At 41.1% G+C, this 11960-nt stretch carries 5 protein-coding genes; all 5 read right to left on the reverse strand.

Going from position 1 to position 11960, the window contains the following annotated elements:
- Positions 1 to 221: 221 nt before the first annotated feature.
- The 5 genes from AC6JA8_RS14185 to AC6JA8_RS14205 all read right to left on the reverse strand — a co-directional run bounded on the left by AC6JA8_RS14185 (position 222) and on the right by AC6JA8_RS14205 (position 11955).
- On the reverse strand, positions 222 to 908 hold the full coding sequence (locus AC6JA8_RS14185; protein WP_497974384.1) for a sugar transferase: 687 nt from the start codon (positions 906 to 908) through the stop codon (positions 222 to 224).
- Positions 909 to 1164: 256 nt separating this feature from the next.
- The gene (locus tag AC6JA8_RS14190) at positions 1165 to 2130 is read right to left on the reverse strand and encodes a cupin-like domain-containing protein (protein ID WP_497974385.1); all 966 of its coding nucleotides are present in this window, start codon (positions 2128 to 2130) and stop codon (positions 1165 to 1167) included.
- Between the two features lie 106 nt (positions 2131 to 2236).
- Positions 2237 to 3127 carry a cupin-like domain-containing protein gene (locus AC6JA8_RS14195; RefSeq protein ID WP_497974386.1) on the reverse strand — a complete coding sequence of 297 codons (891 nt, stop codon included), beginning with the start codon at positions 3125 to 3127 and terminating at the stop codon, positions 2237 to 2239.
- 8 nt (positions 3128 to 3135) lie between these two features.
- A complete protein-coding gene (locus tag AC6JA8_RS14200; protein WP_497974387.1) occupies positions 3136 to 6309 on the reverse strand; it encodes a hypothetical protein in 3174 nt (1057 codons plus the stop codon).
- A gap of 12 nt (positions 6310 to 6321) precedes the next feature.
- Positions 6322 to 11955 (reverse strand): amino acid adenylation domain-containing protein, encoded by a 5634-nt coding sequence (locus tag AC6JA8_RS14205; protein ID WP_497974388.1) that lies wholly within the window; start codon positions 11953 to 11955, stop codon positions 6322 to 6324.
- Positions 11956 to 11960: the final 5 nt, after the last annotated feature.

The following is an 11960-nucleotide window of genomic DNA, read 5'->3' on the forward strand; positions in this document are numbered from 1 at the left end:
GCTATGATGATCGTTAGTCTATTCTAAAAGAAAAGAGGGCCTACCTATGAGCATCATAAAAAGCTGGCAGATTCTGCCTACATAGAGCATTTATTTAACAGAGTCAGAATGACTCCAAAGTGACAATTTTTTGAGGCACAAAAAGAAAAGCCTCTCGAGAGAGAGGCTTTTTCAAGTTCATTTAAAATGTCTGTATTTACTTAAAAGACGAATTAATTTTGTTATTTTAAAAACTTCATAAAAGAGAGCATTTTAATCGCTGTGTAGTAGCTGATTAAAATGTTAAACACTACCGAGTGTCTTTGATCGATGTAGTAAATATCGTATTGGATTTTTTCACTAGCAGTTGCATCGTATGGAAGACAAATTTGAGCAAGACCAGTAATTCCTGGCTTTACTTCACGACGACGAGTGTATTTTACAATTTCTTTCTCGTACACTTCTACGAATTCCGGTCTTTCTGGACGAGGTCCAACAAAAGACATCTCACCTTTTAAAACGTTTAACAGTTGTGGTAGCTCATCAAGGTGACTAGCGCGAAGAAAATTTCCAAGTTTTGTAATACGCGGGTCATTTTTTGAAGCAAGAACAGCACCTGTCTTTGCTTCAGCGTTTTCAATCATCGTGCGGAACTTATGAATTGAAAAATTCTTTCCATCTTTTCCAACTCTCGTTTGCGAATAAAGAATTTTTCCTGGCATACTGATTTTGATAGCAACTGCGACCAAAAGCATGATTGGCGAAAAAAGAACAAGAAGAAAAACAGCGAAGGCCGCTTCAAAAACGGTTACCGCTCTCTCGCCCATCGTAAGATTCTTGAAAAGAAAACTGTCTGTATAAAAAAAGCTTCTCATATCGAATTTCTCGATATCCAACGAACCATTGCTCGATACAGCTAAATTACTCATAGCTCTCACTCCAATCTAGGGACAGATTTTTTTATGGCTGAATTATTACCATAATCGTTTTCTAAGTGGCCAAATTATTGGGCCACCTAGTAATAATTACTGGGGGAAAAAGCAAGTTAAGTACCATGTGAATAACTATTGAGAGCGCAGTGCAGTCAAATGAGGTTATAGGAGCTTAGTAATTTTAGGCAAAGGAGAGCTTTAGGGCACTATTGAAAGAATGCCCCATATACCAACAAGAATACGGATTTTTTTCTTATAACAAGATCGTGTCAAGGATACAAAGAGCGTCGAGACTCCATAAATTAGCGAATGTTAATACTGCTAAGTTCGAATATCTCGCGCTTGTGCGCAGCTTCGATTTCATTGCATACATGTTATCTAGTAGTGGCAGAACCATGGCCGATTTAAATCTGTCCAACAGCGCAGACTTCCCTACTGCTTTTGGAGTAATCCCCATTCGTCTCATACGGTTATTTACCATCATGGCCTTGCTCCAGCCCAGAGTTTCTTCTGTGTGATAAAAGACCGAGATCGTAATGGAAATATCGTCCATTCCATTTTTCACGTAGTGACCTGATGTGTATGGGATGTGAACAGCTTCACCGCTCTTGAAATTGAACTTGTGGGCGTGCTTATCCTTCTCTTCATTCCATTCTGGATATGCTGGCTTATTGTCGATATAAGACTCAAGCTCTTTTGAACTGATAACTTCTTCCACACGCGGAGGAAAAACTGCAAGCTCCTTACTTCCACGAATTTGCATAATGAAGTTTGAATAGCGGTCAAAGTGAAAAGGAGTAATTGATCCTGGAGAAGCGATAAAGAGCCAAAGCATTGGCTCAAGTGGCTTTGTTCCTGTTCCATTCTTTTTCATGAACTCGCCGACATCGTGACAAATACCTTCAAAGATATCTTTGAATGAAGGATCAAGTTCTGGATTTCTAACAGCGATATAAGCGTTTCCAGTGCGGATCGTTTCAATAACTTCGTGAAGATCAAAACCTTTTTTTCCATCAACTAGAACTTGTTCAAAGTCTTTATTTAAATCATTAAGACCTTTAGAGAACATGACTTTCTCTTCTGGCATTGTGGTAATGACTCTTGAGAGGTTTTCAAAAGAAAGTGAAGGATGATTAGCAAGATTATGAGAAAAACCAAAAGGTTTACGGTCTAAATTTTTAGGATTGATCTCGCCTTGAAGACACTTTAAGTTTTTCATTCGTCACCCATATTAAGTTGTACTCAATATTTATAAACTAAATAAGGGTGGGGTTCTATAAACCGTGTAAAAGTTTACCTTATGAAATACCTGCAACTTCGATGATTTATGTCAGCATAAAGAGGATCAGGATCTTTTTTACAACCACAAAGGCCCCATTCATAGCGGGGAAGAAGCCTGCCTTTAGCCTGTCTTTTAAGGGAGTTTCACCTACCACGTTGGGTTTAACGCCAAAGCGTCTCAGGCGGTTGTTAAACTTCATGGCATCACTCCAGCGCTTAGTTTCCTTAGAGTGAAAGAAAATCGACATCGTTATCGAGATGTCCTCCGGCCCGTTTTTCACGTAGTGCCCGGATACAAAAGGGATATGCACGGCTTCGCCGGCCTTGAAATTAAACTTATGAGCATGTTTATCCAGCTCCTCTCTCCATGGAGGTAGGTCTGAGGCCCAATCGATATAGGACTCAGTATCCTTTGCACTAATAATCTCCTCGACTCTTGGAGGAAAAACGGCCAGCTCTTTACTCCCTCTAATTTGGAAGATGAAGTTTGAAGAGCGGTCAAAGTGAAAAGGTGTGACGGCATTAGGTGAAGCGATAAACAACCACACCATTGGCTCCAGGGCCTTTGTCCCAGTTTTATTGAGTTTTAAAAGCTCGCCAATATCTTCTAAAAGATCTTCATAAAGTCCTCTAAAAGCATGGTGCATTTCCAGGTTTCTGGCAGCGATATACCCATTTCCAGTGCGGATGGTTTCAATCATCTCATTTAAGTTTAACTTTTTTGTATCGTGGTTCAGGGCATCGTCGAAGTTAACATTCAGGTCGTTTAGACCTTTTGAAAACATGACTTTTTCTTTGGGGAGTTCTTGCAGGATGAGTGAGAGACTCTCAATGCTAAGGGCGGGGTGATTACTCATGGTGTGATGGAAACCAAAGGGTTTTCGATCAAGTTTAGAATTCTCAAAATCGCCTTTTAAACACTTTAATGTCTTCACAGTTTGCCCTATTTTTTGAGGAATACATTTTTTAAATGCTCGTTCAACTTAGTCTCAAACTCTCTGAAATTGATTTTCTTGTTACTCATAAACGTCGTCGATGAGTAAAAATAATTCTCACGTCTAAGAGAGTCCATCCATGTCTTGGCCGAGTTCAGGGCTTCTCGGTTTCCGATTCCGGATGTAACAGCGTTTTCCAACAGCTTTAACTTTTTATATGCGTGAAGCCCTTCACTTGCCAGCTCAAACCGAAGAGAGTGTAAAAGTTTTCCATCTCTCGTCGGAAAAAACATAACCACATCAGACTCACGTCCGTCAAAATCATAATAAGGATAATTATTAAAAGCGCTTGAATGCCATTCAAGATACTGTGAAAGCCCATTAGTTCGGGCCACGTACAATCCTAGCCCAAATGAAAAACGTGGGTCGTCAAGATTCCCGGCCGAAGCGTTGTAAAACCCCCAACGTAGATTGTTATCTTTCAATCGAGAGATATCACCTTTTGAAAGGCTTGAGTAAAAACCATAAGTGAAGTAGCCGTTAAGTTTTGCCGAGTCTCCTCCGTGGAAAGACCCAAATCCTCCTAAGGTCATAAACGGTAAGTACTTCTGAAATTTTTTAGCGAGTTCAATATCAGAAGCTGTTTTATCCGAGTACCCACCGGCCTCATCACTGAATGTATGGACGATTTTTGGCCAGTCTTTTTTAGAAAGGAGTGGTTTTAATGTATCAGCAGCTCTCTTATAGAACTCCTCCTCTGACATATTTCCCGGCTTCTTATTCAAGTCCAGATAGGCCTGGGGGAATTGTCCGCCATAGGAATAAACAGTTTGGATTCCCCATTTGAGAGCTTCTTTAAACAGATCGTTCAACTCACTTGTATCTTCCGGAAGACCCGTAAAGGTCGTAAACCCCGCCTCGCCTAGTTTTGAAAGGGCCATGTAGCGGTACTTTTTTCTAAGATCGTTATAACCATTTTTTGGGAAATAGCTGTACGGTAGAGGGTCTAATCCAAAAAATCCCACAGGAAAATCGACCTTCGGCAGAGTGTAATTAAGAACTGTGATCTCTGTAGGAAAAGAGATTTTTTCACTTCCTCTATGAAGAACAACCTCGCCTTTAAAAACACCTTGAGGAGTTTTTTCTCCAATCTTGGTCTGGAGCCATAAGTATTTGTTCTGTGATTTTTTAACGACAACAGAAACATCTTTAAGAGGTTTTAAATATTTCCCGGTCAATAAATATGTTTCATGATTGATGTCCGGTGATGTGTACTGAAAAACGAGTTCGCTTACATTCAAGTCACCTTTTGCAATTTTTTCGCCTTTTTCATTGGTAAAATCACCAAAACTCCAGCTAATTTTTTCATCGCTAGATGCTGAAGCCGTCAATTGAATCAATTGATACGGAGTATCTCCAATTCCCCCTTGGAATGAAAGAGTTGTGCCCGAAGCTTTTTTAGCTGAAGTAGGATTTAAATAAAGATCTGGCTCAACCAGAACTGCACTAAACTTTTGCGAAGGATTTGTTTTATCTTTTGAGATCGCGCGAGACATCCAGTCAAATTCTAACTTGTTTCTTTTTTCCAGAGCTATTTTATAGGCCTGAGCTTGCGCCTCTGCACTCTTACTCCAAAGAACCAGCGAGTTTAAACTGATTCCCGTCGCATCTCCATCAAACTCCAGGTCGAGATAGCCGTTTGAGACGTCGACTGTTTTGTCGATGTTATAAAAAACTTTTGAGAGATAAAGATCGTATGGATGATCCCATGATTCAGGAGTGATTCCTTCAAAACGCAGCAGGTCCCCTAAAAAATCCCCCGCACTCCCTCTGGTCTCTTTAAAAATAGGAGTTCCATTGGCATAAACAGTGCGGTCAGACCAAAAGGGAACATCCCAATAGCCTAGTTTATCCACCACCAGGTTCATTTGGTATTTTCCATTGGGAAGTTTCACGCGAAAATGCCCACCGAGCATTCCAATAGAGTATCTCAACATTTCACTGGCGTATTGTGAGTCTTCGACTCGCCAGAATTTCGGTTCAACAAAACCAAAGCCGCGGGCTTCATTGAATGAGGTCTGAGTCGTCACTTGAGTCAGGTTAGTGTTGTTATTTGCCTTTTGTGAAGTGAAGTCAAAGGCCCAGACATTTTCAGGAATGGCCGGCATTGGGTTCGCTGTAAGGGCAATGTTGTCGATCAGAAAGTTTTTATTTTCGTAAGTGTTCTTTGAATCCGGATCTATCACCACGAACACTTTATTTAATTTGGAAAGATTAATTGATCGCTGAAAGCGATGAGAGCCTCTCTCTCCTACATATTGAGTCAGTGAAAAATTAAGTTTATTCCAGCCTGGAGCAAGAGTTTGTTTATGGTTAACTTGCGACCAATAGTTTGTTGTTTGGTCATCGGCCAAAGTCAGGTAAAAATCAATGTAGTTTTCATTGGGGTTAAAGACGTCCATTTCAATGCGATCATAAGCTGACCAGTCTTTAACCGGCATCTTATCCACTTTGAAATTAAAAAATTTCTGAGGAGAAAAAGTTCCTGCTTTGTTTTTTAAATCAAAAGGATGACCAGGTTCGCTCTTATCGAATGTATAAAGGATTTTTTTCGTTGCTGTTTTAGCTGCGAGTTTTTTGAGCGCTCCAGATACTTTTAGTGGAGCTGCTGGTTCAATAGAAACTTTGTCGTTTCCTGTCTCAACTTTTTCCAGATAAAAGTCATCCACCCAGACTTGTCCCGGGGCCTTGAGCCTAAACCACACCGTCAGGTCTTTATCTTTAACCTTGATTGTGTACTCAATTTTTCTCCAATCGTAATCTCCATGCAGATCCATAAAAGGAGAAACTGTCCCGAATCCTCCGTCGTAAAAGTGCCAGAAAGAAGCGCCTTCTGATCCTTTTTGCACGTCTTGAGCTCTGACATAAGTGATAACTTTATATAGTCCGGGTGAAAGGTCATTCCAGGTAAAATAGGCCGTCTCACTCTCTCCCCAGTCTGTGGAAAGCCAAAGGCTCGTCTGATCTTTATCGCGGCCGGTGTTTGAAACGTAGGCCCCGGTTCCTTCTCCATAAAAACTCCATTGGGGTTCTTTAGGTGTGAAGCTGAAACTTTTTGAATACGCGCAGCCTACAAGAAGAGAGAAACTCAAAAACGATGAGAGGATGTATTTTGTTTTCATATATTACTTTGGTTAAATTAACTTCTTTAAAACGGCGACGAGCTCTGGGCTTTCAATGAAGTTCTCATGAGTCCCCGTGATCTCAAATGTCTTGATCTCTCCGTCGATGATTCCCTTCCAGCCCATCACAGGGTCACTATACCAGCCACGAGGTTCGAGTTTCGATCTCACCAGGTATAAGTCTCCCTTAAAGCGCTCTTTAGGGTAGTATTTCCAGATGGCCTGATAGTTCTTTCTTTCAATTTCAATTAAGAGAATTGGAAGTGGGACAGGAAGCCCTAGTTTTCTATAAATCTTCGCTTGGAATTTATTAAATAAATTTTTAGACCTGACTTGGAAGGCATCTTTTATACGTTTTAAGAAAGGACGTCCTCGCTCGCTCGTATAGGAACGCAAATCGAGGTTTGGCCCAAATGTATCAAACATAATCAGCTTATCGATTTTCTCGCCTGCTTTCATCAATTGAATCGCAGCTTCAAGCGCAATCATTCCTCCCATCGATCCGCCGGCCAGCAAATAAGGGCCTTCGGGTTGGACAAGTTTGATTTCTCTAATGTAACTCTTTGCCATCTCTTCAATGCTTCTTAATGGAGGTGTCACACCATCTAACCCTACCGACTGTAGAGCAAGAAGCGGCCTTTCATTTTTCGTTGCAGGAACTAAAGTTACATAGTTAAGAATATTTCCACCTACTCCATGGAAGCAGAAGAATGGATTTTTTGACCCGGTCGACTTGATTGCAACCAGAGATTTAAACAACTGAGGAACAACGGCAATTGAATCAGCTCTCTCTGTCTTTAAAGTAATCCCTTCATTGAGAAGACTGTCTTGTTTTCCCGGAATTTTTGCCATTACTGAATGAGAAAACCCTTCAAAGTTTTCTGATTCAATCAGCATCGCCAGAGGGATATTTATTTTGTAGCGGGCAGAAATCTTGGCAAATAAAGACACGGCCAGGAGTGAATTCCCTCCCAGGTTAAAGAAATTGTCAGTGTTTTTTAATTCACTTACACCTAAAATATCCATCCACATATGGCGGATCACTTCTTTATCGCTCATCTCTTCATGAATCGTCTGCAGTGGAACAACTTCTGGAGTTGTTTCAACAACAGGTGCTTCTGCGGCCAGGGCCGTAATTCGTGGAAGAGATTTTTTATCAATCTTTCCATTTAATGTCTTAGGGATCACATCCATATAAGTGAAGTGAGATGGAATCATATAAGCAGGAAGTTTCTTGCTTAAATTTTCTCTCAACACTCTTTCTGTCGTTGTCTCTTTCGACTCAACTGAAAGATAAGCAAAAATTCTCACGTCCCCAGGACGGTATTCGCTGGTAATAACCGCTGCTTCTTTAACACCAGGGATGCGTTGAAGATCAGCTTCAATTTCCCCGAGTTCAATTCTATACCCGCGGACCTTTACTTGACCGTCGTTGCGTCCAAGGCATTCAATCTCACCATTGTGAGTGAATCTTGCCAGATCTCCGGTCGCATACATTTTTGCTCCCGGAATAAACGGGTCTGCAATAAAACGCTCATTCGTCAGGTCATCGCGTCCGAAGTATCCACGGGCAAGACCAAATCCTCCAATAAAGAGTTCTCCGGTTGCTCCAATAGGTTTCATAAAGCGGTTGTCATCAAGAACATAGAGCGATGTATTGGCAATAGGTTTACCAACTGTAATAAAGTCATCTTTTAGTGTTAATTTTTTACAAGCAGACCAAACTGTTGTTTCCGTCGGCCCGTACATATTCCATACATCCTGGCAAATCGGGATTAGTTTTTTCGCCAGGTCGATTGGGAAAGCTTCACCACCACACAGAATCTTCATCGAACGATTTCCATTCCAACCTGAGGCCAGAAGAAGTCTCCATGTCGAAGGTGTTGCCTGCATAATAGAAATTTGTTTTTGTTCTAAAATAGTCTTTAACGTCGCCCCATCCATTGCTTCCGAACTGGTCGCAAGGAAAACTGTTCCTCCAGAAATAAGCGGAAGGTAGAGTTCAAGGACGGCGATATCAAAGCTCAGTGTTGTTACCGCAAGAAGTTTATCAGTTGGGTTAAATCCAATCGTCTCCTGCATTGAAAGAAGGAAATTCGTTACTGATCCGTGAGTCAGCTGAACACCTTTAGGATTTCCAGTGCTACCAGATGTATAGATAACGTAAATTGTATCTTCTTGTGAGTGATGAATCTCTGGAAGAGGCCCATCAAAACTTGTATCGTGAATGATTTGTGAGAGAAGAATCTTCTCTCCACCATGAGTAAATCGTGAAACCAGAGACTCTTCAGTGACCAGTACTTTTGGTCTGCTGCTTTCAATCATATAGTCCAGACGATCTTGTGGGAATCCTGGATCGAGTGGCACGTAGCCTGCTCCGGTTTTTAAAACACCAAGGATTGTCGGAACAAGATTTAAATTTCTAGTTAGTGAAATCCCTACTAAGCTCCCTCTTCCTACACCTTTGGCCATAAGAGCATTAGCTATTCTGGTTGAGAGTTTATCAAGTTCAGCATAAGTTAGGCTGCCTACGCTTGATTCAATCGCAGTCGTTTTTGGGTTTAATGCGGCCAGAGTCTCTACTAATTTATGAAACGGCTTTAGTCCCTGGGTGTTTGACCAAGTATTATTCCACTCTTTCATGATCATCGTTTCCTGAATTTCAGGAATTGATCTTTGAATGTTTAATGGCCTTTTATCTTCATTTCCCAGGCCTTCAAGCACGTAAAAGAAACACTCAGCAAAGCGCTGAATAGAGATTTCTTTGAAAAGATCTTTTCTAAATTCAAAAGCTCCTTCAATTTTTCTATCACTTGCCTTAATCCATAGATCCAGGTCTGTATGAGTAGAAGCTTTATCGATATTAATTTGCGTGTATGGTGTTCCGTTTAACTCTGCCGAACGGTTGCTGACGTCCTGGTAAGAGAAGAAAGTCTGGAAAACGGGAGTTCTGCTCGTATCGCGGGAGTGATTCACTTTATTGAGAACAATCTGAAATGGAATCAATTGATTATCAAAGGCCTCGATACATGTATCGCTGACATTTTTCAGATTGTCTTCAAAACCCAGATTGAGATTGATTGATGACCTTAAGGCCACCGTATTAACGAAATAACCAATCGTCTGCATGATTTCCGGACGTGTTCTTCCTCTAACCGGAAGACCAACGATAATATCATCCAATCCACTATAACGGGCCAGAGTGACTTTAAAAGCTGTCAGGAAAACATTAAAAAGTGATGAATTGTGTCTCTTGGCATAATCGCGAAGTTGTTTTGCCTGAGACGGCTCAAGAGTAAAAGGAAAAGTTGCTCCTTCGTGAGACATCATCAATGGACGTTTATAATCCAGCGGCAGATCCAGGATCGGCAGCGGTCCTTTTAATTTTTCTTCCCAGTAAGTAATTTGCTTATTGAGGATTTTCTCAGTGATTAAATTGTGCAGCCAAGAGCTATAATCAGCGTAAGTAATCTCCGGGTTCTTCGTAAAGACTGGGGCCTCGTTGTTTAACATCGCTGCATACACAGTGCTTAACTCTTCAAAGAAAATATCAAAGCTCCATCCATCCCAGATCGCATGGTGGACCATAAAGAAGAAAACGTAATCTTCTGGACCAAGTTCATAAAGTTTTGCTTTAAAAAGAGGTGGCTCTTCTTTGTTAAAAGCAAACTGAGCTTCTTTATTGAGAAGATCAACGATTTTTTCTTCGCTAGTCTTAATCAGTTCTAAACGCGGTCTAAAACGCGAAAGCCCTCTATCGAGAATCTTCTGAACAGGAACACCATTCTCAATGACGATCGCGGTACGCAGAGACGGGTGACGTTCAATAATAAAATGCAGGGTTTTTTCCAGCGCTTCACGGTCAATCTTCGCTTTGACTCTGATAGAAGCAGGAAGATTGTGCATTAGAGTCTGCGGGTGCATTTCCTCTAAGTACCAAACCTGCATCTGGTTATGGCTGACATTGGCCGAACTCAGGGCCTGGGCCACTAGAGTTGGAAGATTCTCTTTTGGTCCCTTTAATCCACTGCCAATCTTATTTGAAAGAGCAAGGATGGTCGGATTCTCAAAAATATCTTTAATCGTAAATTCTGTTTTAAATTCATTTTGAAGAAGAGTCGCCACTTCAATGGCCAGGAGTGAGTGACCACCGATAGCAAAGAAGTTGTCTTCAACATCAACGACATTATTGAGCAGAACCTCTGCCCAGATAGCTTTGATTTTTTCTTCAACCTGAGGGTTTCTTATCAGGTTAACAACTGTTTTTGTTTCGGACTGAGCTTCTGCGCCTTTTGGAATTTTTAAATAAGGAAGTTCAAACTGCTTAATCCCCTTTGTTGGATCAAGCACAATGTGATTCATTAATTCAATAAATGAGGCCATCCAGTTTTCAATCGTCGAAGCACTAAAAAGGTTCGTGTTGTACTGGCACTCAAGAACGAGTTTATCTCCACAACTAACAGCATTGATAAAAATTTCAAAGTTGTCATACTCTCTGGCTATCGTCGTGTAAGAGGCCTGCAGGCCTTCAAACTTAAGCCCTTGATCCGGGGCCTGTTGATCGATATTGAACACAACATTGAGCAGAGGCATTTGCGAAGGATCGCGTTTTAAGTTTAGGTCTTTAACTAAAGGCCCGTATGAATAAAACTGGTGGTCAAAAGCATCAAGCATTTTTGAGCGCACCGATTTCATAAACTGGTTAAAAGGAATGTTATCTTTGATCGTCGTGCGCAGAGGAAGAAGATTCACCATGTGACCGATTAAATCATTCTGCTCCATCGCAGGCTGAGACGCTGAGGCCATCCCAACGACAACATCCTGAGACTTACTCAGGTTATGAAGTAAAAGAGTAAAAGATGAAATCAAGGTGCTATAGAAACTGCAGCCCTGAGAGTTCCCCAGTTTTTTCATTCCGCGGACAGTGTCCACTGGAATCACCACATCGTAGCGAGTGCTATTAAAAGTCCTGAAGCTTGGGCGCTTGAAATCAATTGGAAAAGGATTTGTCACCAAAGGAGTCGCAAACTCTTTTAGCCAATAAGATTTATGATTGTGATCAAGACCATTACGATATTCAAAAACAGCAAAGTCGGCAAACTGTGGAGCTTCTTCCACCGCCAGTCTTTCTGTTTTTAAAAGTGACATATAGGTCGTGCTGAGTTCTGTTAACAAAATAGCAAGTGACCATCCATCGCAAACAATGTGATGGGCCGAGAATAAAAGTGTGTATGAAGTCGACGATGTCTTCACTAAAGTCATGCGGTAACATGGCCCGTGAATAAGATCATACTTAAACTGGACTTCACCTCTTTTTAGGACTTCCAGTTCACTTCTATTTTTTTGAGAGTAGTCGAGATTTTTAATTGGAGTGTGTTGATACTCTTTTACAAAGAAAGTCTTTCCATCACGGCTAAAAGCTGCGCGAAGAGCATCATGTCTTTTTACCAGCTCCTGGTAAGCTAGGTTTAAAACATCAGGGCGAAGATTTCCTTCGAAATCTATCGCCAGCGATTCGTTGTAGCAAAGAGTTGCCTGCTCATCCATAACCATTGAAGCCCAGATTTCTCTTTGCGCTTCAGTTGATGGAACGGCTTTAGCAACAGGGCCACCTTCAAATGGATTATAGGTGACTTTATTTTTCAAAGTGT

It is taken from the genome of Bacteriovorax sp. HI3 (assembly GCF_059738875.1).